Annotated in this window: 17 protein-coding genes; 8 read left to right on the top strand and 9 right to left on the bottom strand. The window is 65.3% G+C overall.

Features of this window, described 5'->3' with window-relative positions; all coding sequences use genetic code 11:
* Positions 1 to 22 precede the first annotated feature (22 nt).
* The 3 genes from mshA to HNO81_RS20345 all read left to right on the top strand — a co-directional run bounded on the left by mshA (position 23) and on the right by HNO81_RS20345 (position 4,233).
* Positions 23 to 1,288, top strand: a complete 1,266-nt coding sequence (mshA, locus tag HNO81_RS01500; protein ID WP_175316355.1) for a D-inositol-3-phosphate glycosyltransferase — start codon at positions 23 to 25, stop codon at positions 1,286 to 1,288.
* A 128-nt stretch (positions 1,289 to 1,416) separates the two neighbouring features.
* Entirely contained in the window at positions 1,417 to 3,093 is a 1,677-nt protein-coding gene (locus tag HNO81_RS01495; protein ID WP_175316354.1) for a formate--tetrahydrofolate ligase, read from the top strand.
* A gap of 609 nt (positions 3,094 to 3,702) precedes the next feature.
* Complete coding sequence (locus HNO81_RS20345) at positions 3,703 to 4,233, top strand: hypothetical protein (protein ID WP_371818137.1); 531 nt, start codon at positions 3,703 to 3,705, stop codon at positions 4,231 to 4,233.
* Between the two features lie 171 nt (positions 4,234 to 4,404).
* Here the strand turns inward: HNO81_RS20345 and HNO81_RS01485 are convergent, their stop codons facing one another.
* The 8 genes from HNO81_RS01485 to glmS form a co-directional block, all read right to left on the bottom strand.
* Complete coding sequence (locus HNO81_RS01485) at positions 4,405 to 5,490, bottom strand: inositol-3-phosphate synthase (protein ID WP_175316353.1); 1,086 nt, start codon at positions 5,488 to 5,490, stop codon at positions 4,405 to 4,407.
* A gap of 163 nt (positions 5,491 to 5,653) precedes the next feature.
* Entirely contained in the window at positions 5,654 to 6,694 is a 1,041-nt protein-coding gene (gene mgrA / locus HNO81_RS01480) for an L-glyceraldehyde 3-phosphate reductase (RefSeq protein WP_175316352.1), read from the bottom strand.
* Complete coding sequence (gene treZ / locus HNO81_RS01475; RefSeq protein ID WP_175316351.1) at positions 6,691 to 8,481, bottom strand: malto-oligosyltrehalose trehalohydrolase; 1,791 nt, start codon at positions 8,479 to 8,481, stop codon at positions 6,691 to 6,693. The genes mgrA and treZ overlap by 4 nt, the downstream gene beginning before the upstream one ends.
* Positions 8,478 to 10,805 (bottom strand): malto-oligosyltrehalose synthase, encoded by a 2,328-nt coding sequence (gene treY / locus HNO81_RS01470; RefSeq protein ID WP_175316350.1) that lies wholly within the window; start codon positions 10,803 to 10,805, stop codon positions 8,478 to 8,480. The genes treZ and treY overlap by 4 nt, the downstream gene beginning before the upstream one ends.
* Complete coding sequence (gene glgX, locus HNO81_RS01465; protein WP_175316349.1) at positions 10,802 to 13,060, bottom strand: glycogen debranching protein GlgX; 2,259 nt, start codon at positions 13,058 to 13,060, stop codon at positions 10,802 to 10,804. The genes treY and glgX overlap by 4 nt, the downstream gene beginning before the upstream one ends.
* A 69-nt stretch (positions 13,061 to 13,129) precedes the next feature.
* Positions 13,130 to 14,713, bottom strand: a complete 1,584-nt coding sequence (locus HNO81_RS01460) for an NAD(P)H-hydrate dehydratase (protein ID WP_175316348.1) — start codon at positions 14,711 to 14,713, stop codon at positions 13,130 to 13,132.
* 15 nt (positions 14,714 to 14,728) lie between these two features.
* Positions 14,729 to 15,076: a holo-ACP synthase gene (locus HNO81_RS01455; protein ID WP_175316347.1), complete on the bottom strand. Its 348-nt coding sequence runs from the start codon at positions 15,074 to 15,076 to the stop codon at positions 14,729 to 14,731.
* A gap of 239 nt (positions 15,077 to 15,315) precedes the next feature.
* Positions 15,316 to 17,208: a glutamine--fructose-6-phosphate transaminase (isomerizing) gene (gene glmS / locus HNO81_RS01450; RefSeq protein WP_175316346.1), complete on the bottom strand. Its 1,893-nt coding sequence runs from the start codon at positions 17,206 to 17,208 to the stop codon at positions 15,316 to 15,318.
* 105 nt (positions 17,209 to 17,313) lie between these two features.
* On the opposite strand from glmS, the gene coaA reads away from it, so the two are divergent.
* The 3 genes from coaA (at position 17,314) to mscL (ending at position 19,663) form a co-directional block, all read left to right on the top strand.
* Positions 17,314 to 18,309, top strand: a complete 996-nt coding sequence (coaA, locus tag HNO81_RS01445; protein ID WP_175316447.1) for a type I pantothenate kinase — start codon at positions 17,314 to 17,316, stop codon at positions 18,307 to 18,309.
* Positions 18,310 to 18,314: 5 nt separating this feature from the next.
* Entirely contained in the window at positions 18,315 to 19,166 is an 852-nt protein-coding gene (locus tag HNO81_RS01440) for a M15 family metallopeptidase (protein ID WP_175316345.1), read from the top strand.
* 92 nt (positions 19,167 to 19,258) lie between these two features.
* Positions 19,259 to 19,663, top strand: coding sequence for a large conductance mechanosensitive channel protein MscL (gene mscL / locus HNO81_RS01435; RefSeq protein ID WP_141159804.1), 405 nt, complete (start codon positions 19,259 to 19,261; stop codon positions 19,661 to 19,663).
* 64 nt (positions 19,664 to 19,727) lie between these two features.
* On the opposite strand, the gene glmM is transcribed toward mscL, so the two are convergent.
* Complete coding sequence (glmM, locus tag HNO81_RS01430) at positions 19,728 to 21,089, bottom strand: phosphoglucosamine mutase (protein WP_175316344.1); 1,362 nt, start codon at positions 21,087 to 21,089, stop codon at positions 19,728 to 19,730.
* Positions 21,090 to 21,273: 184 nt separating this feature from the next.
* Here glmM and HNO81_RS01425 point away from each other — a divergent pair, with 184 nt between their 5' ends.
* Both HNO81_RS01425 and HNO81_RS01420 read left to right on the top strand, forming a co-directional pair.
* Positions 21,274 to 22,512: a bifunctional glycosyltransferase family 2/GtrA family protein gene (locus HNO81_RS01425; RefSeq protein WP_175316446.1), complete on the top strand. Its 1,239-nt coding sequence runs from the start codon at positions 21,274 to 21,276 to the stop codon at positions 22,510 to 22,512.
* Between the two features lie 110 nt (positions 22,513 to 22,622).
* Positions 22,623 to 24,395, top strand: a complete 1,773-nt coding sequence (locus tag HNO81_RS01420) for a glycosyltransferase family 39 protein (RefSeq protein ID WP_175316445.1) — start codon at positions 22,623 to 22,625, stop codon at positions 24,393 to 24,395.
* Positions 24,396 to 24,546: the final 151 nt, after the last annotated feature.

Here is a 24,546-nt window from a genome sequence, read left to right as displayed (position 1 = left end):
CCGGCCGCCGGAAGGAGGTCCCGTGGCACTGATCCGCAGGGTCGCTTTGCTTTCCCTCCACACCTCCCCCATGGAACAGCCGGGTTCCGGTGATGCCGGTGGCATGAACGTCTACATCCGGGAACTGGCGTCGGCGCTGGCCGAGGCAGGTGTAGAGGTGGAGATCTTCACCCGCGCCACCTCAGCCGACCAGCCCGCCGTCGAACATCCGGACCCGGGCGTGTGCGTGCACAACGTCCTGGCCGGGCCGCCCCGGAAGATCCCGAAAGAGGAGCTTCCCGGACTCCTGCACGCCATGGTCGCCGAGATCGAGCAGATCCGCCGCCGCCAGCCCCACGGCCGGTACGACGTCATCCATTCCCATTACTGGGTGTCCGGGATCGCCGGGCTGGAATTGTCCCGGCTATGGGGTGTTCCGCTGGTGCACACCATGCACACCATGGCCAAGGTCAAGAACCTGCTGCTGGAATCCGGTGAACAGCCGGAGCCCCGGCGCCGCGAACTGGGCGAGCACCGCATCGTCGAGGGCGCATCCCGGCTCATCGCCAACACCAGCTCCGAAGCCGCCGAACTGGTTTCCCACTACGGCGCCACCTTTGACCGCATCGACATCGCACCGCCCGGCGTGGACCTGGCAACCTTCACCCCCGCGTTCCGCGCACGGTCCAGGGCGGAGCACGGCGTCAGCCCGGAGACGTTCCACCTGGTGTTCGCGGGCCGGATCCAGCGGCTGAAGGGCCCGCAGGTGCTGGTCAAGGCTGCCGCGCTGCTGCGCAAACGCCGCCCGGACATCGACCTGCGCGTCACCATCCTGGGCGCGTTGAGCGGCAACAAGGAATTCAACCTCCGCTGCCTGGTGGCGGAATTGGGCATGGACGACGTCGTCACGCAGCTTCCGCCGGTGAAGGCATCTGAGCTTGCCTCCTGGTTCCGCGCGGCGGACGTCGTGGTGATGCCTTCCTTCAGCGAGTCCTTCGGACTGGTGGCGCTGGAGGCGCAGGCCTGCGGGACCCCGGTGGTCGCCACGCGGGTGGGCGGGCTGTCCCGCGCCATTTTCCACGGCCGGACCGGCCTCCTGGTGGACGGGCACCATGCTGCGGACTGGGCCGACGCCCTCGAGGCCCTGTACGACGACCCCGCAACCCGGGAGGACCTTGGCCGCGCCGCCGCCATCCGGGCCCAGAACTCCGGCTGGCAGCGCACTGCCGCCATCACGCTGGAGAGCTACCACGCCGCCGTAGACAGTTTCGTGGTCCGCCGCCTGGCCCCGGTGGTGCCGGCGTCCTGATTGTCCTTCGCATGGGCGCGCCCGCGTGCCTCTGGAATGGCGTGCCGTTGGGGTCGGGGCTGTTAGCTTAGGGGCAGGTCTCCGCGCCGGATGACGGTGCGGGGAACACTGAGCCGGAAAGGACAAGGATGTCTTCGCTTCCCTCTGATCTTGAGATAGCCCGCGCAGCCCGGATCCGTCCCATTGGGGAGATCGCGGCCGCTGCCGGGATCAATCCCGATGCGCTGGAACAGTACGGTCGGTACAAGGCGAAGATCGATCCTGCCCGGCTCGCGGCCCCGGCTCCACACGGCAAGGTGGTGCTGGTCTCGGCCATGTCCCCCACCCCGGCGGGCGAGGGCAAATCCACCACCACCGTTGGCCTGGCGGACTCGCTGGCCCGCGCCGGCCACAAGGTGATGATTGCCCTGCGGGAACCGTCCCTGGGCCCCGTGCTGGGCATGAAGGGGGGTGCCACCGGCGGCGGCTATTCGCAGGTGCTGCCGATGGACGAGATCAACCTGCACTTCACCGGCGACTTCCATGCCATCACCTCGGCCAACAACGCGCTGATGGCGCTGGTGGACAATCACATTTACCAGGGCAACGCGCTGAACATCGATCCGCGCAGGATGACCTTCAAACGCGTCCTGGACATGAACGACCGGGCCCTGCGGGAGGTGGTCATCGGACTGGGTGGCCCCACGCAGGGCGTGCCGCGCCAGGACGGCTTCGACATCACCGTGGCGTCCGAGATCATGGCGGTTTTCTGCCTTGCGACCGACTTGGCAGACCTCCGTTCGCGGCTTGGCCGGATGACGTTCGGCTACACCTACGACCGGACTCCCGTGACTGTGGCGGACCTCGGGGTGGAAGGGGCCTTGACGCTGCTGCTGAAGGAAGCGGTCAAACCCAACCTGGTGCAGACCATCGCCGGCACCCCGGCGCTGGTCCACGGCGGTCCGTTCGCGAATATCGCCCACGGCTGCAATTCGCTCATTGCCACGCAGACCGCCCGCCGGTTGGCGGACATCGTGGTGACGGAAGCCGGTTTCGGGGCCGACCTGGGGGCCGAAAAATTCATGGACATCAAGGCACGGTACGGCGGCATTGCACCGTCCGCCGTCGTGGTGGTGGCTACGGTCCGCGCCCTGAAAATGCAGGGCGGGGTGGCGAAAGACCAGCTGGGACGGCCTGACATGGCGGCGCTGGAGGCCGGTGTGGCCAACCTGCGCCGGCACATCCACAACGTGGAGAAGTTCGGGGTCACCCCCGTGGTGGCCATCAACAGGTTCTCCGCCGACGTGCCGGAAGAACTCGACTGGCTGCTGGCGTGGTGCGCTGCGGAGGGCGTGCGCGCCGCCGTCGCCGATGTCTGGGGCCGGGGCGGCGGGGGCGACGGCGGTGATGAACTCGCGGCCCTGGTGGCACAGGCGGTGGAGGCACCCAGCAACTTCCGGCACCTCTATCCCCTGGAGCTGTCTGTGGAGGAGAAGATCCGCACCATCGCCCAGGAGATCTACGGTGCCGATGGCGTGGATTTCTCCGTGCCCGCCCTGAAACGGCTTGCCGATATCGAGCGGAACGGCTGGGGTTCATTGCCGGTGTGCATGGCCAAGACGCAGTACTCGTTCACGGACGATGCCTCCCGGCTCGGCGCGCCCAAGGGCTTCACCATCCACGTCCGGGAACTGCTGCCCAAGACCGGTGCGGGCTTCATCGTGGCGCTGACCGGTGCCGTGATGACCATGCCCGGCCTTCCGGCCGTCCCGGCTGCGCTGCGGATGGATGTGGACGCGGACGGCAACCCCGTGGGCCTCACCTAACACCCCCGCTCACCTCCTGCAGCACTTCTCCCAACCCCCGCTCACCTCCTGCAGCACTTCACCCAACCCCCGCTCACCTCCTGCAGCACATTTCGAAGAGATCCTGCTTGCCGGGCAGCCACCGGCACGGCGCTGTGGATAAGTTCGGACGAACCTCACGTGCTTGTATGAGAATGCATTATGCAATCCCGCCCGCCTTTACCCGGTCACTTAGCCAACAGGCCTTTCACGCTCGAGACTTCGAGGAGCGCCGGGATCCACCGCAATCGTTTGCGGCTTAAGGACGTCCAGCACATCAGCCGGGGACTATACCGGCCCGCTGGCTGGGACTTCTGTTTGGAGGACGCCGCCAGGGCTTTGTCGGAGGCCACGCCGGGTGCGTGGATTTCGCACGTAACCGCAGCCAGGCTTCGAGGTTCGATCCTGCCTCCGTGGCTCTCCGACTCCAACGAGCTGCATCTCAGCAAACCCACTGCTTTTCCCGGCGCTCGGAGAAAAGGAATTCATGGCCATCGGGTCATTGTGAAGCCCGGCGAGGTTGAGTTCGTCGAGGGAATGTGGCTGAGCACCTGGGAACGAACGTGGCTGGATCTGGCACGGTAACTGCCTTTGAACGACCTGGTAGCTATGGGAGACCAAATCATCCGTGTACCCCGCCCAGAACTTGAGGGCCGGGAGCGCGCGTACTCAACCGTAGAGGATTTGCGGGGGCTGGTCGGCCGGCATCCCAACCTTCAGGGCGTTGTGCGTGCCAGGCAAGCACTGGACCTGATGCGGGTTGGATCTGACTCTGCGCCAGAGACTTTCCTCCGACTGTCCATTCTGGATGCCGGCCTTCCCGAGCCCGAATTGCAGGTTGGACTTCGACCCGCGGATCCGCGACCACCGTCCGCCGATCTGGGCTTCAGACAGCGAAAAGTTGCTGTCCAGTACGACGGCGGCCATCATCTTTTCGAACCGCAGCGGCTAAGTGACCATCGCCGCGACAAGGCTTTCGAAGCGGCCGGATGGGCAGTCATCATTGTCGATAAGACAGATATGGAAGATGGTTTCACTGCCGCGATCAAGAAAATCAAAAAAGCCCTCAGGGCCTCGGTGAGCGACTCAACGGTCGCCGCCGGCTTCGCGGAAGAAGCTTAGCCCGAACGGGACTGATGCCTATTCGTCAAAAGCGAGCGAGGGGTCAAGAAAAACACGCCAAAAGTGAGCGGGCGTTGGGAGACAACAGTCAAAAGTGAGCGGGCGTGTTTAAGGGAAACGCTCCCCCACCCGACGAAGGTGAGGGAGCGTTCAGGTACCTAAGAGACGCGTTTAGCGCTCCAGGTCGCCGCGGATGAAGGCTTCGACCTTCTCGCGGGCGAGGTCGTCGTTGAACTGCTCCGGCGGGGACTTCATGAAGTAGCTGGACGCGGAGAGCAGCGGGCCGCCGATGCCGCGGTCCAGGCCGATCTTGGCGGCACGGATCGCATCGATGATCACGCCGGCGGAGTTGGGGGAATCCCAGACCTCCAGCTTGTACTCCAGGGACACCGGGGCGTCACCAAAGTTGCGGCCTTCGAGGCGCACGAACGCCCACTTGCGGTCATCCAGCCACTGGACGTAGTCGGACGGGCCGATGTGCACGTCCTTGGCGGCCAGTTCGGCTTCCACGTTGGAGGTCACGGCCTGGGTCTTGGAGATCTTCTTGGACTCCAGCCGGTCACGCTCCAGCATGTTCTTGAAGTCCATGTTGCCGCCGACGTTCAGCTGGTAGGTCCGGTCCAGGGTCACGCCGCGGTCCTCGAACAGCTTGGCCATGACGCGGTGGGTGATGGTGGCGCCGATCTGGCTCTTGATGTCGTCGCCAACGATCGGGACACCGGCGGCGGTGAACTTGTCAGCCCACTCCTTGGTGCCGGCGATGAACACGGGCAGCGCGTTGACGAAGGCCACGCCGGCGTCGATCGCAGCCTGGGCGTAAAACTCGGCAGCCTGCTGCGAGCCGACGGGCAGGTAGCAGACCAGGACGTCGGCTTTGGCGTTCTTGAGGGCCTGGACCACGTCGACGGGCTCTTCGGTGGACTGCTCGATGGTCTCGAGGTAGTACTTGCCCAGGCCGTCCAGGGTGTGGCCGCGCTGGACGGTGACGCCGGTGGGCGGTACGTCGGCGATCTTGATGGTGTTGTTTTCGCTGGCAAGGATGGCATCGGAGAGGTCAACGCCGACCTTCTTGCCGTCCACATCGAACGCGGCGACGAACTCAACGTCACCCACGTGGTACTGGCCGAACTCAACGTGCATCAGGCCGGGAATGGTCTCTGCAGGGTCGGCATCCTTGTAATAGTGGACGCCCTGCACCAGCGAGGCGGCGCAGTTGCCCACGCCAACGATTGCAACACGGATGGGATGTGAAGACACAGAACTCCTTTGGGGACAAACGTCAGCCGGCCCGGTAAGCCTCCAGGGAATGGACGACGACGGCCGGCTGGCTTGGCGCCGCACGGCGCCATTTCATACTACCCAACACAGCGGGACCGGCCGTTGTTCCGCCGGTCCCGCTGTGTAATGAAAACAAGGTGCCTTAGGCGTCCTGTTTCCAGAGGTTGATATCGGACTCGACGGCGAACTCGTCGATGGCGGTCAGTTCCTCGCCGGAGAAGTCGAGGTTGTTGATGGCGGACAGGGTGTCCTCCAGCTGCCGGACGCTGGAGGCGCCCACCAGGGCCGAGGTGACGGGTGAGCCCTTGGGCTGGTCGCGCAGGATCCAGGCGATGGCCATCTGCGCGAGGGACTGCCCGCGGCCTTCGGCGATCTTCCGCAGTCCGCGGACCCGGTCCAGCTTCTCGTCCGTGATGGAGTCCTCGGAGAGGAACCGTGCTTTGGCCGCCCGGGAGTCTTCCGGGATGCCGTGGAGGTAGCGGTCCGTGAGCATGCCCTGCGCCAGGGGCGAGAAGGCGATGGACCCGGCACCTACCTGGTCCAGCACCTCGTACAGGTTCGGCGAGCCGTCCTCGGTCCAGCGGTTCAGCATGGAGTAGCTGGGCTGGTGGATCAGGAGCGGGGTGCCGAGTTCCTTGAGGATGCGGGCAGCCTCGAGGGTCTGTTCGGGGGTGTAGGAGGAAATCCCGGCGTAGAGTGCCTTGCCGGACCGGACGGCATGATCCAGGGCGCCCATGGTTTCCTCCATGGGTGTTTCGGGATCCGGGCGGTGGCTGTAGAAGATGTCCACGTAGTCCAGGCCCATCCGCTGCAGCGACTGGTCCAGGCTGGAGATCAGGTACTTGCGCGAACCCCATTCGCCGTACGGGCCGGGCCACATGTAGTAGCCGGCCTTGGTGGAGATGACCAGCTCGTCACGGTAGGGCCTGAAGTCGTCCCGCAGGTGCCGGCCGAAGTTCGTTTCCGCGGATCCGTCCGGCGGGCCGTAGTTGTTGGCGAGGTCGAAGTGGTTCACGCCAAGGTCGAAGGCACGGCGGAGGATGTCCCGCTGTTCCTCGAAGCGCTTGTCGTCGCCGAAGTTGTGCCAGAGACCCAGGGAGATGGCCGGGAGCTTGAGCCCGCTGCGGCCCACCCGGCGGTAGGGCATCGTTTCGTAGCGGTTGTCCGCTGCTGCATACGTCATGCGTTCTGTCCCTCCTGTTGGGTTGCGATGATTGCGGCGCTCCAGGGCGCCATGGACAGGGCGTCGCCGTCCAGCCCGGTGCCGTCGTCAGTGGCCAGCAGGACGCTGCCGGTGGCGCCGTCCAGCCGGACTTTAGCGTCGGAGAAGTTGACCAGTACCTCCACGGAGCCGCGTCGGAAGCGCAGCCACCCGGCGTCGTCGTCGAAGGAAACCTCGGTCTCACCGAAACCAAGCGAAGCCAGGTCCGGATGGGAGCGGCGCAGCGCCGTCAGGGACCGGTACAGGTCCAGGAGCCGCGCATGGTCGCCCGTAGCAGCTTCGGCCCAGTCCAGCTTGGACCGACGGAAGGTTTCGGGGTCCTGGGGATCGGGCACGACGGCGGGATCCCACCCCATGCGCTCAAACTCCTTGATGCGTCCTTCCGCGGTGGCCTTCCCGAGCTCGGGTTCGGGGTGGGAGGTGAAGAACTGCCACGGTGTGGTGGCGCCGTATTCCTCCCCCATGAACAACATGGGCGTGAACGGCGAGGTCAGCGTGAGCACCGCGGCCACGGCCAGCTGCCCGTGGGACAGCGATTGGGAGAGCCTGTCCCCCGTTGCCCGGTTGCCGATCTGGTCGTGGTTCTGGTTGCAGACCACCAGCGCCGCCGGGTGCGCCAGCGAGGCGTTGATGGGGCGCCCGTGGTGCCGTCCGCGGAAGCTGGAGTAGCTGCCGTCGTGGAGGAACCCGTCCTTGAGGACCTTGGCCAGCACGGCCAGGGATTCGAAGTCGGAGTAGTAGCCGGTGGTTTCGCCGCTGACGTTCACGTGGACCGCGTGGTGAAAGTCGTCGCTCCACTGCCCGGCCAGACCGTATCCGTTGGTATTCCGAGGGTAGATAAGGCGCGGATTGTTGAGGTCCGATTCGGCGACGAGGGTCTTGGGCAGCCCGGATTCAGCCGCAATGGCGTCACACAAAGCCCCGAGCTCCTCCAGGATGTGCACGGCCCGCTCGTCCCGCAGCGCGTGCACCGCATCCAGGCGCAACCCGTCCACGTGGTAGTCACGCAGCCACAGTGCAGCGTTGTCCAGGATGTATTCGCGCACCACGTCCGAGCCGGGCCCATCGAGGTTCACGGAGTCACCCCAGGTGTTCGCGTCGCCCTGTTTCATGTAGGGGCCGAACTTGGGCAGGTAGTTGCCGCTGGGTCCCAGGTGGTTGTAGACCACGTCCTGGATGACCCCGAGTCCTGCCGCGTGGGCGGCATCAACGAACCGTTGGTAGGCAGCAGGGCCGCCGTAGCCTTCGTGCACGGCGTACCACTGGACGCCGTCGTAGCCCCAGTTGTGGGTGCCGTTGAAGCCGTTGACCGGCAGCAGTTCCACGAAGTCGACGCCCAGGTCCGCCAGGTAGTCCAGCTTCTCCGCGGCCGCGTCCAGGGTGCCGTCGGGGGTGAAGGTGCCCACGTGCAGTTCGTAGATGACAGCACCCTGCAGGTCCTTGCCGCCCCAGCCGGAATCCTGCCACGCGTAGGAGGCGGGGTCGTAGGTCCGCGACTGTTCGTGGACGCCGGCAGGGAGCCGGCGGGACCGGGGATCCGGAACCGGGGTGGTGTCCCCGTCCAGCAGGTAGCCGTAGTCCACGTCCCCTTCAGCGGGGGCGTCGGGGGCATTCCACCAGCCTTCGGATCCGGGCGCCGTGTCCTTCTTCTGCATGGGGTACTGCCTGCCGCCGGCCAGCAGCACCACCGATGCAGCGTCCGGCGCCCACACATCGAAGCGCTCGGATCCAACGTTGACCAGGGTCATGCTTTTTCTCCATCCACAGGTACCAGCAAAGCCACGGGGTAGGTACCCAGCACCTCTGCGACCGAAACCCGGCCCGGACCGAAGCCGGCTCCGGTCAGTTCGTCCCGCATGGCCGTGGAAAGTTCGACGGCGGTGTCCCGCCACCCGCCTGCGGCTTCCAGTCCGGCGGGGAGCCGGGTAGCAAGGGTCACCGCGCCGGTCGACGCCGAGGTGCCGCGGGAAAACGCGAGCAGGTGACCTGCCGCGGCCCCGGTGGCTGCCACCGGGGTGTAGCCCTCGAACAGTTCCGGCCGGTCCCGGCGCAGGCGCAGTGCCCGTGAGGTGACCAGCAGCTTGCTGGCCTCTGTGCCCGCCTCCGGCAACGATCCGGCGTCGAGCTTTGCCAGTTCTGCCTGCCGTGCGGCGAAGTCCACGGGGCGGCGGTTGTCCGGGTCCGTGAGCGACCGTTCCCAGAACTCGCTGCCCTGGTACACGTCCGGAACGCCCGGCATGGTCAGCTGGACCAGCTTGGCGGACACCGAGTTCGCGGCGGAGAAGGCATCGATGCGGGCCACGAAATCGCCAACCACCTTGGCCACCTCGGCGTCGTCGAACACTGCGTCAACGGCAGCCTTGACCTTGGCTTCGAAGTCCTCGTTGGGATCGGTCCACATGGTGGAGTTGCCGGCCTCCCGGGCCGCCTTTTCCGCATAGCCCTGCAGCCGCTCCCGGCTTGCCGGCCAGGCGCCCACGATGGCCTGCCACAGCAGGTTCTCGTACGGACCGTCCGGAATCGGCGCCAGTCCGCGGAGCGTCTCCAGCGTTTTTGCCCACTCCTGCGGCAGTTCGGCGATGACCGAGATCCGGGCCCGGGCATCCTCGCTGCGCTTGGTGTCGTGGGTGGAGAGGGTGGTCATGGACAGCGGGAGGTCCTGCTGGCGCCGCTGCATGCGCTGGTGGAATTCCTCCGGTGCCACCGCGAACTCGGTGGGCTCGGCACCCACTTCGGTCAAGGTGCCCAGGCGGGTGTAGCGGTAGAACGCGGTGTCTTCCACGCCCTTGGCCATGACCATGCCGGAGGTCTGCTGGAAACGGATGGCGATCGGATTGGCCGGATCCAGCAGCAGCGGCAGGAGGGTTCCCACCGCGACGTCCAGGTCCGGCCGGTGCGCGGCAGCGGATTCGCAGGCTTCCTTGAGGACGTCCGCTCCCACCGGCAGGTAGGACCGGTAGACCGGGAAGGACGCAATGATCTCGGCGATGGCGTCGGCCGCCTGGTCCACGGTGATGCCGTGGGACTCCGGGACAAGCCTGGCCAGGCGCAGCACCTCGGAGCGCAGGATGCCGTCGGCGATCATGCGCTTGGTGCCGCGGATCATCTCCGCGTAATCGGCTGGTCCGGACGTTCCCCGCAGGGAAGCATCCAGGGCGTCCAGGGCCTGCTGCCCGGCAGGGTCAACAAACACCCGGTCCACGTCAGCAAGTGCGTCGTAGCCGGTGGTTCCTTCGCAGGCGAAGTCCTGGGGCAGGACTTCGCCCGGCTCCAGGATCTTCTCCACCAGGACGTACGCGCCGCCGCTGAGGTCCTTGAGCCAGCGAAGGTAGCCGGCCGGGTCGGCCAGCCCGTCCGGGTGGTCCACCCGGAGCCCGTCCACCAGGCCATCGGTGAACCAGCGGCCCACCTCGGCATGGGCCTTCTCGAAAACGGAGGCTTCCTCCACCCGGATGCCCGCCAGGGTGGTGACCGCAAAGAAGCGCCGGTAGTTCAGCTCGGCGTCCGCGCGGCGCCAATCCATCAGCTGGTAGTGCTGGCGGCTGTGCACGTCCTGCGGGGAGTCTCCCTCGCTGTACGTTCCTTCGGCCAGCGGGAACCGGTGGTCGTAGTAGTGGAGTTCGCCATCCTTGACTTCGAGCTTGTCCAGGTCGTCATCCGAGCCCAGCATGGGCAGCCGGACCTTTCCTCCGCCAAGGTCCCAGTCGACGTCGAACGCTTCGGCGTACGGTGAGCCGCGGCCTTCCTTGAGCAGGGACCACCACCACGGGTTCTGCGCCGGGGTGGCCACGCCCACGTGGTTGGGCACAATGTCCACCAGGACGCCCATGCCGTGCTCGCGGGCCGCCTTGGACAGGGCCAGCAGGCCTTCGGGGCCGCCACGGTCCGGGTCCACGGCGGAAGGATCGGTCACGTCGTAACCGTGGTCCGAGCCCTTCTCAGCGGTGAGGATGGGCGAGAGGTAGACCCAGTCCACACCGAGGTCCTTCAGGTAGGGGACCTTCTCGGCGGCGTCGAACAGGGTGAAGCTGCTGCGGATCTGCAGCCGGTAGGTGGAGACAGGAGTCCTCATGCCGTGGCTTCCTCGTCGGCGCCGGTTGCCCGTGCTTCGCTGGCTTCTGCGGCCTTGGTCTGGGCCTCCACCATCTCCTCCTGGGCTTCCTCATGCTCGGCCATGGAGGCCAGGGACGCGGCTGCGGAGGTGTCCACTTCGGCTTCGGGGCCGGAGTAGGCGCGCAGAACCACCATGGACTTGGCGTCCAGCGTCAGCGTGGCGCCGGCCTGGAGCGGCTCGTAGGCGTCAGCCTGGGCTGCGGTGTCGATCAGGACCTCCCAGTACTGCGAGTACTCGTCGGAGGGGACGCAGAAGTCCACGGCGTCGTCGTGGGCGTTGAAGGCCATGAGGAAGCTGTCATCGGTGATCCGGCGGCCACGGGAGTCCTGTTCCTGGATGCCGTCGCCGTTGTAGAACACACCGATGGTCCGGCCGAAGCCGCTGCCCCAGTCTTCCGGCAGCATTTCGGTGCCGTCGGTCTTCAGCCACACGATGTCGGGCAGCTTCTCGCCTTCGCCACGGCGCACGGGGCGGCCGTCGAAGAAGCGGCTGCGGCGGAACGTGGGGTGGTCGTGCCGGAGCTTGTTGACGAAAGCCGTGAACTCGACCAGCGGCTGGTCCATGGCTTCCCAGTGCACCCAGCTCAGTTCGGAGTCCTGGCAGTATGTGTTGTTGTTGCCCTGCTGTGTGCGGCCCAGCTCGTCACCGTGGAGCAGCATGGGAACGCCCTGGGAGAGCAGCAGCGTGGCGATGAAGTTCCGTTGCTGGCGGGCACGGAGGGTCAGGACCTTCGCGTCGTCGGTGTCCCCTTCCACGCCGCAGTTCCAGGAGCGGTTGTGGGATTCGCCGTCGTTGTTGCCTTCACCGTTGGCATCGTTGTGCTTCTCGTTGTAGGAGACCAGGTCCCGCATGGTGAAGCCGTCGTGGGCGGTGACGAAGTTGATGGACGCCACCGGGCGCCTGGCGGAGCTTTCGTACAGGTCCGCGGAGCCGGTCAGGCGGGACGCGAACTCGCCCAGGGTGGAGGGCTCGCCGCGCCAGAAGTCGCGGACCGTGTCGCGGTACTTGCCGTTCCATTCCGTCCACTGCGGCGGGAAGTTGCCCACCTGGTAGCCGCCGGGGCCAACGTCCCACGGCTCGGCGATCAGTTTGACCTGGGAGACTACCGGGTCCTGCTGGATGAGTTCGAAGAAGGTGGACAGCTTGTCCACGTCGTAGAACTCGCGGGCCAGGGTGGAGGCGAGGTCGAAGCGGAACCCGTCCACGTGCATCTCGGTGACCCAGTAGCGCAGGGAATCCATGAGCAGCTGCAGGGAGTGCGGGTGGCGCACGTTCAGCGAGTTGCCGGTGCCGGTGTAGTCCATGTAGTGCTTGAGGTCATTGTCCACCAGGCGGTAGTAGGCCTGGTTGTCGATGCCCTTGAAGGACAGCGTGGGGCCCAGGTGGTTGCCCTCTGCGGTGTGGTTGTACACGACGTCCAGGATCACTTCGATGCCGGCGCGGTGCAGGTCGCGGACCATCGCCTTGAATTCCTGGACCTGGTGTCCCACATCGCCCGTGGAGCTGTAGCTGTTCTGCGGGGCGAAGAAGCCGATGGTGTTGTAGCCCCAGTAGTTGTTGAGGCCCTTCTCTTCCAGGGTGCCGTCGTTGACGAACTGGTGGACGGGCATCAGCTCAATGGCGGTGACGCCGAGCTTCTTCATGTGGTCGATGACCGCGGGGTGTGCCACGCCGGCATACGTGCCGCGCTGCTCTTCGGGGATCTCCGGGTGCAGCTCGGTGAGGCCCTTCACGTGGGCTTCGTAAATCACCGATTCGTGGTAGGGAATCTTCAGCTGGCGGTCGCCGTCCCATTCGAAGAACGGGTTGATGACCACGCCGTGCATGGTGTGCGGGGCCGAGTCGGCGTCATTGCGGGAATCGGGGTCCCCGAATTCGTAGGAGAACAGGGCCGGGTCCCAGTCGATCTGGCCCTGGATGGCCTTGGCGTAGGGGTCCATCAGCAGCTTGTTCGCGTTGAAGCGGTTGCCGGCGGCGGGGTCGTACGGGCCGTGCACCCGGTAGCCGTACTTCTGGCCGGGCTGGATGTGCGGCAGGTAGCAGTGCCACACGTAGCCATCCACCTCGGTCAGCTCGATCCGGGTTTCGGTCAAGTCGTCGGCCAGGAGGCAGAGTTCGACCCGCTCCGCCCGTTCGCTGAACAGGGCGAAATTGGTGCCGGTGCCGTCAAAGGTAGCTCCCAGCGGGTAGGCATTTCCAGGCCAGACTTCCATCGTGCTCCTCATTATTTTGTCAGCAGCAGACGGCATTGGAACGCCCCTGCTGCTGGTGCGAACTAATGCCTACCGTAGTGGTTGGCTGTGACTATTACGTTTCCAGGCTCCATAGTTACTAAGCATGCTGACTTTACCCCAAATTTCGGGTATGGCTTCCGCCACGCGTCCTGCGGTGACCGGGCCTCCGGATGCTGCCTCCGACGCCGCCTTCCCGGCCTGGCCGTGCAGCGCAGCACCCAGCGCGGCGAGGGCGGCCCACCGCCCCTCCGGAGCGATTCCGAGCTCACTGAAGCGTCCGACGTCGGGCCCCGCCTGCGCGAGCAGCGCACCGATGACGCCGGCCAGGACGTCCCCGCTGCCGGCGGTGGCGAGCCAGGGCGTGCCGTCCGCCTGGGTGAAGGTGGTGCCCCAGGGGGCGGCCACGAGCGTCGTTGCCCCCTTGAGCAGGACCGTGGCGCCGGTGCGCTCGGCGGCATGGCGGACGGCGGCCAGGGTGCCGGCCTCAACAGCCTCCCGGTCTTCCCCGCGGCCCAGGCGGTGGAACAGCGAGGCGAGCTCCCCTGCGTGCGGCGTCAGCACCATGTGGGGGGCAAGGATGGCCGGCAGGGCCGGCAGCGCGCCGGCATCAGCTACAACCGGAAGGTCCGATGCGACAGCGTCACGCGCCCGGGTCAGCTGCTCGTGGTCATGGGGCCCTATGCCCGAGCCCACCAGCCATGCCTGAACGCGGTTTTCAGCGACTGTTCCGGTGCTGCAGACAACTTCCGGGCAGAACTGGCGGACCAGGCCGGCCACGGACGGCGGGCCCAGGTACCTGACCATGCCGACGCCGGCGGCAAGCGCTCCGCGGCATGCAAGGACGGCTGCGCCGGGGTAGTCTTCCGAGCCTGCCACCACGCCCAGGACACCGCGGGAGTACTTGTGCGCCCGCCGGGCCGGGTGCGGCAGGAGGTGCGCCATGTCAGCTCCTTCGAGCCGGCGCAGGGATGGCTGCGGCAGATGTTCCTCGATGCCAATAGGCACCACGTGCACGCGGCCGGCGAAGTCCGCGCCGGGGTCGGCCAGCAGCCCGCTCTTGACGCCTCCGAAGGTGACGGTCACGTCGGCGGGCAGGACCGGCAAGGCAGCCGCGCCGGTATCTGCGTCCACGCCGCTGGGGAGGTCGCAGGCCACCACAAGCCCAAAGCGGTGTGCATCAGCCAGAGCCCGGACCAGGTCCGCGGCACTCCCCCGCAGCCCTCCCCTGGCGCCGGTTCCCAGCAGCGCATCGATGACGACGTCGGCACCGGCAGCTTCCGCCGCCAGTCCCGGAAGGGAGTCGCCGGTGAGCCGCTGCACCCGCCCGCCGGCGCGCTCAAAGGCGGCGAGGCCTGCAGGGTGGGCCGCCTCTCCGGTGAGGACCGCCGTCGTCCGCATTCCACGGGCCGCCAGGAAGGCGCCGGCGAACAGGCCGTCCCCGCCGTTGTTGCCTTTGCCGGCCAGCACCACCACGTGCGAACCGTTCAGGCGCCTGCCACGGGACTTGAGTTCATTGACGACGGCGGTGGCCAGCCCGTGCGCGGCGCGCTGCATCAGCACGTCCCCCTGCCCGGCCGCCAGGAGTGGCTCCTCGGCGGCCCGGACCTGTGTTCCGGTGTAGGCGCTGATCATGCGGCGGAGGCCTGGTCAGCCCTCGGCCACGACCGTGGCGGTGGCAATGCCGCCGTCGTGGCTGATGGACAGGTGCCAGCGCTTGACGCCCTTGGCTTCGGCAACGGCAAGGACGGTTCCCTTGACCTGGACGGTGGGCCCGTTCCGGTCGAGGCCGATCCAGCAGTCCTGCCAGTTCATGCCGGCGGGCGCGCCGAGGACCTTGGCCACCGCCTCCTTGGCGGCGAACCGGGCGGCCAGCGAGCGGGTGTTCAGCTCACGTTCCGCAGGCACGAACAGGCGGTCCCTCAGGCCCGGCGTCCGTTCCAGCTGGCGGCCGAAGCGCTCAATGTCTACTACGTCTACCCCAATGCCAACGATCATGGGTGCAATTCTACGGTTGCGGTCCCCGCCGGGAAGCCGCCGCGCGCCGGTCACCCACGCTGTCCGCCAACAGCGGAAATGCGCGGTTTTCAGGCTGGCCGGGCGGAGCGCACCCCGATACCCCGGGACTTCTGTACCCGAGGCGGCACAAAAGTGACGCAAACCTGTTCGGCCGGAGGCAATAACGCAAAAGCCCCGGGCCGTGGGGCCCGGGGCTTCAGTGTCCTGCAGTGTGCCGCTTATTCGACGGTGACGCTCTTGGCGAGGTTGCGGGGCTGGTCCACGTCATAGCCCTTGGCTGCTGCGAGTTCCGCGGCGAAGATCTGCAGCGGGACGGTGGTCAGCAGGGGCATCAGCAGGGTGGGGGTCTCGGGGACGTAGAAGACATACTCGGCGTAGGCCTTCACGGCCTCGTCGCCTTCCTCGGCGATGACCAGGGTCCGGGCGCCGCGGGCACGGACTTCCTGGATGTTGGAAACCACCTTGGCGTGGAGGGAATCGCGTCCGCGCGGGGACGGGACCACCACGAACACCGGCTGGCCTTCATCGATCAGGGCGATCGGGCCGTGCTTGAGCTCACCGGCGGCGAACCCTTCAGCGTGGATGTACGCGATTTCCTTGAGCTTGAGCGCGCCTTCAAGGGCCACGGGGTAGCCCACGTGCCGGCCCAGGAACAGGACGGACTTCTCCTGGGCCATGGACCGGGCCAGCTCACGCAGCGGGCCGGCGTTGTCCAGGATGGTCTGGATCTTGGCGGGGATCTTGTTCAGGTCCGCCAGGACGTCCTTGATCTGGCCCGAGAAGATGTTCCCGCGCAGCTGCGCCAGGTACAGGCCCAGCAGGTACGCGGCCGTGATCTGGGCCAGGAACGCCTTGGTGGAGGCCACCGCGATCTCCGGGCCGGCGTGCGTGTACAGCACAGCGTCGGACTCACGCGGGATGGTGGAGCCGTTGGTGTTGCAGATCGAGATGGTCTTCGCACCCTGTTCCCGGGCGTACCGGACAGCCATCAGGGTGTCCATGGTCTCCCCTGACTGGGAGATGGAGACCACCAGGGTCTTCTCGTCCAGGATCGGGTCCCGGTAACGGAACTCGTGGGCGAGTTCCACCTCGGTGGGGATCCGGCACCAGTTCTCGATCGCGTACTTCGCCACCATGCCCGCATACGCGGCGGTGCCGCAGGCCAGGACGATGATCTTGTTGACCTGCTTGAGCAGCTCCGGGTCGATCCGCAGCTCATCCAGGGTCAGGTTGCCCTTGATGTCCGAGCGGCCCAGCAGCGTCTGGGCGACGGCGTCGGGCTGGTCATTGATTTCCTTCTCCATGAACGAGGAGAAGCCGCCCTTTTCCGCCGAGGCCGGATCCCAGTCCACGTGGTATTCCTTGCCCTGGGCCGGGTTGCCGTAGAAATCGGTGATTTCCACGGAGTCGGCGGTGATCGTGACGATCTGGTCCTGGCCCAGCTCCACCGCGCGGCGGGTGTAATCGATGAACCCGGACACGTCCGAGCCCAGGAAGTTCTCGCCCTCGCCCAGGCCCACCACCAGCGGTGAGTTGCGGCGGGCGGCCACGACGACGTCGGGCTGGTCCGCGTGCACGGCCAGCAGGGTGAAAGCACCCTCAAGGCGCTGGCAGGCCAGCTCCATGGCCTTGGTCAGGCCACCGTTGGCGGTGTCCCCGCCCAACTGGTTGCGCAGGATGTCCGCCAGCAGCGCGGCAGCGACCTCGGTGTCCGTCTCGGACAGGAAGGTCACACCCTTTTCCAGCAGCTCGACCTTGAGTTCGGCGAAGTTTTCGATAATGCCGTTATGGATCACGGCGAGCTTGCCGCCATCAGCCAGGTGCGGGTGCGCGTTACGGTCCGTCGGGCCGCCGTGCGTGGCCCACCGCGTGTGGCCAATACCGGTCAGGGCCTCCGGCAACGGCCGGGCCTCCAGCTCACCAATCAGGTTGCTCAGCTTCCCGGACTTCTTCCGCGACTCGATAGCCCCTCCGGACACCACAGCCACACCGGCAGAGTCATAACCGCGGTACTCCAGGCGCCGCAGCCCCTCCAGGACCACATCCAACGCACTGTGACCATTAATTGCACCGTCAACCGAACGGCCTACGTAACCCACGATTCCACACATAGGCACAAGACTATCGGCAGCGTGCCCCTTGCTCTAAACCGGACGGCTGCCGGGTGGAGCCTCCGTGGCGGGTGCCGCCGCGCTGAGCAGGGGCGTCATTTCGCGATGGGCCGGGCGCGGGGCAGAATCTTTAGCGTGACTTCGCAACGCAATGAAGCGAACGGGGAGGGTGCCTCGCCGTTCGTGGAGCTGGACAGGCATACCTGGTCCCGGCTCGCAGCCCAGATGGAACAGCCCCTTAACGAAGAGGACGTGCTGCGCCTTCGCGGGCTTGGCGACCCCCTGGACATGAACGAAGTCCGGGACGTCTACCTGCCGTTGTCCCGGCTGCTGCACCTCTACGTGGAGGCTGCCGGGCAGCTGCACGCGGCCACCACCACGTTCCTGGGTGAACAGACGCAGCGCACCCCGTTTGTGATCGGCGTGGCCGGCTCCGTCGCGGTCGGCAAGTCCACCATTGCCCGCGTGCTGCGCGAGATGCTTCGCCGCTGGCCGGGCACCCCCAACGTTGAGCTCATCACCACTGACGGCTTCCTCTACCCCCTGGCCGAGCTCAAGCGCCGGCAGCTGCTGGACCGGAAGGGCTTCCCTGAGTCCTACGACCGGCGGGCGCTGCTGCGCTTCGTGAGTGAAATCAAGGGCGGCGCCGAGGAAGTCCGGGCGCCCTGGTACTCCCACGTCACGTACGACATTGTGCCCGGCAAGGAAGTGGTGGTCCGCCGCCCGGACGTGCTGATCGTGGAAGGCCTGAACGTGCTGGCCCCGGCCCGTCCCCGGCATGACGGCCGCCAGGGCCTGGCCCTGAGCGATTTCTTTGACTTCTCCATCTATGTGGACGCCAAGACCTCCTACATTGAAGAGTGGTACGTGGACCGGTTCCGGAAGCTGCGGAGCACCGCGTTCGCGCAGCCGGAGTCCTACTTCCACCGGTACGCCACACTGTCCGATGAGGAAGCCGAGAATACGGCCCGGGACATCTGGAAGCGGATCAACGAACCCAACCTGGAGGAGAACGTGCTGCCTACCCGCGGCCGGGCGCAGCTGGTGCTGACCAAAGAGGCGGACCACTCCATCCGCCGCATGCTGCTCCGGAAGGTGTAGCACAGGTGTGCTACCAATGCGGTTCCGCCAGCCGGCGCAGCTTCACGCGCTTCCTCGCGGCGGGGGCCGGGCTGACTGTCCTGGCAGCCTGCACACCGGAGGCACCCAATCCTGTGTCGCCGTCGTCCGCTGCTCCGTCCCCCTCCCCCGCAGCCGCCACTGCGGCAGCAAGCCCGACGGCGGACGCCACCACGGCGGCCCCGTCACCGGAGGCGCCGTCCCCCGCGCCGTCGGCGTCGGCCGCTTTGGCGCGGCAGTTCTCGCTCGATGATCCGGCCGGCCCCTGGGTCATCGTCAACAAGCACCGCGCCCTGAACCCGGCGGACTATGTGCCGGCCGATCTGGTGCGCCCCGCCGTCGCTATCTCCGCTGCAGGTGAAGCCGCGCTGCTCAACAGCACCACCGCGGCAGCCGCCGAAGAGATGTTCGCGGCCGCCGCCCGGGACGGCGTGGCCGTGGTCCTGGCCAGCGGCTACCGCTCATACAACACGCAGGTGACCACCTACAACGGGTACGTGGCGGCGCGTGGACAGGCCGACGCCGACACCGCCAGTGCGCGGCCCGGCCATTCCGAGCACCAGACCGGGTGGGCGTTCGACATCGGCGATGGCGGGGGCGCCTGCAGCTTCCAGCCGTGCTTCGCGGAGCAGCCGGCGGCCACCTGGGTGAAGGCCAACGGGCACCGCTTCGGCTTCGTGGTCCGGTACCAGTGGATGCTGCACCCCATCACGGGGTACTACTACGAGCCGTGGCACCTGCGGTACGTAGGGGTTGAGGCGGCAACGGACATGCTGAACCGCGGCATCGGGACGCTGGAGGAATACTTCGGACTGGAAGCGGCACCGGGCTACTCCTGAACGTTCCGCACGCCAATCCGGTTCCCAAGACGCGATAAATATTTACCGCCGCGTTATCTGAAGCAGTACCTCCGTGGGCTAGCGTGGGTCCCATGCTGACAGGATTCAAGAATTTCATTATGAAGGGCAACGTCGTCGACCTTGCCGTCGCTGTTGTCATGGGTACTGCCTTCGGCGCGGTTGTAACCGCGCTGGTGAACAAGGTGCTCATGCCGTTCATTGCAGGGCTTGTGGGATCGCCGAACTTTGACAGCTTCGCCAAGGTGGACTTCAACGGCAACGCCGTGGAGTTTGGCGTCCTGCTAACCGCGATAGTCAACTTCCTGCTGATTGCCGCCGCCATCTACTTTGTGGTGGTCATGCCCATGAACCACATGATCGAGCGCCGCAACCGCCGTCTCGGCATCAACCAGGACGTCAAGGAAGAATCTGCCGAGGACCCGCAGATCGCCCTGCTGACCGAAATCCGTGACTCCCTCCAGAGCCGGAATATCTGACCCCGTATCCGCCCCACAACTGTGGCCCGTCTCCTGATGGAGGCGGGCCACATTTCTTTAATTTCTAGTTGGAGGCGAGCTCCAGGGCGAGCTCCGTCCGGACCACCTGTGCGAGGTGTTCGGCGATGGACTGGGCGGTTTCTTCGTCCGCCGCCTCCACCATGACACGGACCACGGGCTCGGTGCCGGAGGGGCGGAGCAGGACGCGTCCGGTGTCACCCAGATCGGCTTCCGCTGCCGCCACGGCCTGGGCCAGTACCTCGCTGCTGCCCACCCTGCTGCGGTCAACACCCTTGACGTTGATGAGTACCTGCGGGAGCTTGGTCATGACCGTGGCGAGCTCCTTGAGCGGCTTCCCGGTCAGGGCCACCTGTGCGGCGAGCTGAAGCCCGGTGAGGAGGCCGTCGCCGGTGGTGGCGTGGTCGGAGAAGATCACGTGGCCGGACTGTTCGCCGCCCAGGTTGTAGCCGCCGTCGCGCATGCCTTCCAGGACGTACCGGTCCCCCACGGCTGTTTCCATAATGGTGATGCCGGCGTCGCGGAGGGCGAGCTTCAGGCCGAGGTTGCTCATGACGGTGGCCACCAGGACGTCGTCCTTGAGCTTGCCGGACTGCTTGAGCGCGATGGCGAGGATAGCCATGATCTGGTCACCGTCCACCTCGTTGCCCTCGTGGTCCACGGCCAGGCAGCGGTCGGCGTCGCCGTCGTGGGCGATGCCCAGGTTCGCGCCGTACTTGACCACGGCCTCCTTGAGGGGGCCCAGGTGGGTGGAGCCCACGCCGTCGTTGATGTTCAGGCCGTCAGGGTCGGCGCCGATGACGATGACGTCGGCGCCGGCGTCCTTGAAGAGCTGGGGTGAGCAGCCGCTGGCGGCACCGTTGGCGCAGTCCAGGACGACGGTGAGGCCGTCCAGGCGGTGCGGGAGGGTGCGGAGCAGGTGGACGATGTAGCGGTCCTCTGCGTCGGAGAAGCGCTGGATGCGGCCGACGTCGGGCCCGGTGGGGCGGACGGCTTCCTTGGTCATCTGGGCCTCGATGGCGTCCTCGACGTCGTCCGGCAGCTTCTGGCCGCCGCGGGCGAAGAATTTGATGCCGTTGTCCGGCGCCGGGTTGTGGGAGGCGGAGATCATGACGCCGAAGTCGGCGTCCAGGTCCGCGACCAGGTAGGCGGCGGCGGGGGTCGGCAGGACGCCGGCGTCATAGACGTCGATGCCGGAGCTGGAGAGCCCGGCTTCCACGGCAGCGGCGATGAATTCACCGCTGGCGCGCGGGTCCCGGGCCAGCACAGCGCGGGGCCGGGAGCCGTTGGAGTTGCGGTCGTGACCAAGCACGACGGCGGCCGCCTGGGCCAGCTGCAGGGCCAGCTCTGCTGTCAGCAGGCCATTGGCCAGCCCCCGGACACCATCAGTTCCAAATAATCTAGACACCGGTCAAGTGTAGAGGATGGGTGCTGCCAAGATCTGCGTAGTCGGCGTTCCGCAGCTGGCCCTACCTGTCGAGTACCTGCTGACGGTCTGGGCGCATTACTGGGACTACTTGGTTTTTTTGCCTGCTACCTGTCTTTACTCGAAACCCTCGCCACGCCTATTTGGCGGCCCCTACGATCCATGCATGACACCTAGCTATGGGGGCTTGGCGCTCGAAATTGTAGTACCGGTCTACAACGAAGAAGCGGTACTGGAACGAAGCATCACAAGGCTCGCCGAATATCTGACGAATGAAATGCCGTCGACGTGGAAAATCACCATCGCCGATAATGCAAGCACTGACCGGACACCGGTGATTGCCGCTCGACTTAGCGAGCACCTGCCAAACGTTGAGTATCGGCGTCTCGAGGTCAAAGGACGCGGGTACGCGCTAAGGGACGCCTGGTCTGCCTCCGATGCAAAAGTGCTGGCCTACCTGGACGTCGACCTCTCCACGGATCTTGCAGCGCTTCCACCTTTGGTGGCCCCCCTGCTGTCCGGGCATTCTGATATTTCCATCGGCACCCGTTTGGGCCAGAGTTCCAGGGTGAGCCGCGGTCCCAAAAGGGAGTTTATTTCCAGGTCCTACAATTTCCTGCTGCGGCGCACGATGCAGGTCAGGTTTTCCGACGCCCAGTGCGGGTTCAAAGCCATTCGAACCGACGTGGCAAAACGGTTGCTTCCCCACGTTGAGGACAACGGTTGGTTTTTTGACACGGAGCTTTTGATTATCGCTGAGCGTTCAGGGCTTCGCATTCACGAGATTCCTGTCGACTGGGTGGACGATCCGGACAGCCGGGTGGACATCAAGCAGACGGCTCTAGATGACCTCAGAGGGATGGTGCGCGTAGCGGGCTCGCTGGTAAATGGTGTGATTCCCGTTCAGGCTCTTTACGCGGAGCTGGGGCGTCGACCGATCGTGCCCCTGGGCCGTCCAAGCTTCTTTGGTCAAGTGCTCCGGTTCGGGCTTGTGGGGATTGCCTCCACCGTGGCGTTCGCCGTGCTTTATTTGTTGCTTCAGGGTCCGTTCAGTTCTCAAGAGGCTAATTTTCTGGCCTTACTTCTGACCGCTGTTGGCAACACCGCAGCGAACCGGCGCTTCACTTTCGGGATCATCGGGCCTTCGAGACTAGTAACCCAGCAGATTCAAGGACTGATTGTCTTCCTGCTCGCATGGGGCATCACTTCTTCGGCCCTGCTCATCCTCCATGCCGCCAACCCGGATGCACTGCCGAGCATGGAACTACTGACGCTAACAGGCGCCAATGTCCTTGCGACCTTAATGCGGTTCGTATTGCTGCGCCTCTGGGTCTTCCGGGCCCGCGGTAATGATCAACGGTCAGGCCTGGTTGCGCTGCAGCCCTTTGCGGAATCCGCACAATGAGTGTGGCAGAGATGAGCCGCGGCGCGGCTTCCCCACTAGGCGTTGACGGTCGCGGACCTTGGCCTTGGGAGAAAGTTGGGCTTGCCGTCCTCCTAACCGCCACGGCTGCAATGTTCCTTTGGGGGCTGGACCGCAACGGGTGGGCTAACCCGTACTATTCGGCGGCTGCACAAGCCGGCTCACAAGACTGGAAGGCCTTTCTTTACGGTTCCCTAGACGCCGGAAATCTTATTACGGTGGACAAACCGCCTCTCAGCATCTGGATCATGTCCCTCTCAGTCCGACTATTCGGACTAAACTCCTGGGCATTGCTGGTCCCCCAGGCGCTCATGGGCGTCACCACTACCTGGCTGATTTATAGAATCATCCGCAGAAGCCACACCGCTGCACCGGCACTTCTGGGCGGCCTTATCTACGCAACCACACCCGTGGTCGTCCTCATGTCCCGGTACAACAATCCGGAACCGCTCATGGGGCTGCTGACTGTTGCAGCGGTCTATTTCATGCTCCGGGCCGTCGAAAGCAACCTCTGGCACTGGTACCTGATCGCAGGTGTATCACTGGGCCTGGGCTTCATGGCCAAGCAAATCCAAGCACTTCTCCCCATCCCGGCTCTAGTGCTCGTGGTCCTGATTTTCGGCGCAGGGACCATCTCATCACGACTCCTCCGGCTCGTCGGATCGTTTGTCGCTTTGGTCATCAGTGGCGGCTGGTGGATGGCCCTCGTCGAACTTACGCCGGCGGCAAATCGACCATTCGTCGGAGGATCAGCAACGAACAGCATCCTGGAACTCACTCTCGACTACAACGGCCTCGCTAGATTTATTCGCATCCCGACCCAAATAAGCGGGAATCGAGCTACTTCGAAGGATGAACTTGCACCCTACAACGGCGGCTTCACGCGAATCTTCGATGGCAACTTCGCCCCTGAGATAGCGTGGCTTACGTTCACGGCAATAGCTTTGACGATCGTACTGGTGGTTTTGTATCGAACCTTGAGACTTGCACGACTGCAAAAGTGCCTGGTCGTGGTATCCACCAGTTGGTTTGCGATCACGTTCCTTTTGCTCTGTTTCATGGGATCCATGATCCACACCTACTACACCTACTCACTAGCCGCGCCGGTCGCTCTGGTGATTCCAGTCGGACTCGCCGTTCTCTGGCAACAGCGGGACAGGTTCGCCCTTCGGATGATTGGCGCTCTGGTTGTTGGTTCGTCCACGTATATGTGCGTCAGAGTTCTCAATTACAGCGATCAGTGGCCAACGTGGTTCCGGGTGCTCGTTGTCATAACGGGGATCGCCGCCGCGGGTGGATGGTTAGTGAGTAAAGACCAAAAACAAGCACTAATCGCCTCCACTGCCGTCGCAGCGGCCCTAGTGATACCCCCCTTTGGAGCTGATGTCTACACCATTTCCACTACGCAAAACGGCACCAACCCCCAGTCCGGCCCCATAGCCAACGATCCAATGGCCATGTCCCGGCTCCTGTTGATGGCAAAGGCCGGATCCCCAGCTTGGGCTCTACAAACCGCCTACGGTTCGACACCAGTTGAATCCATAACAGAAATGCTTAGCCTGACCAGAGGCAAAAGCACCTGGGCCGCAGCCACTTTCTCAGCCCAGAATGCAGCCCTGTACCAACTTGAATCAGGCCAGCCTGTGATCGCTGTGGGCGGTTGGCTCGGAACGGACCCGGCTCCGACTCTAGCTCAGTTCGAGGCACTTGTGGCTGAAAGAAGAGTTGGCTACTTCATCTGGCAACAGGACCTTCTGGACCGGGGCGAACTGAGCCAGAACACGATTGATATCTCACGATGGGTGCAGGAAAACTTTAGGGAGCAGAACGTTGATGGCGTCACGATCTTTGACCTCGGTTCCTAACGGCGAAAAGTTGTCATCGCGACCGAAATATAGAAGTGGGGCAAAACGTTGGGCTTCCTTTGCACGGCAACTCTTTCGAGGCACCAGGGAAGGCTCGGCTTGGGAGCGACCTGCTCTTCTTCTACTGCTCCTCACGAATACGGGCCTCTAT

The sequence above is a fragment of the Pseudarthrobacter sp. C4D7 genome, assembly GCF_013359725.1.
Taxonomy (GTDB): Bacteria; Actinomycetota; Actinomycetes; order Actinomycetales; family Micrococcaceae; genus Arthrobacter.
The sequence above is the reverse complement of the archived record's forward strand: the minus strand, read 5'-3'. Positions and strand labels throughout refer to the sequence as shown.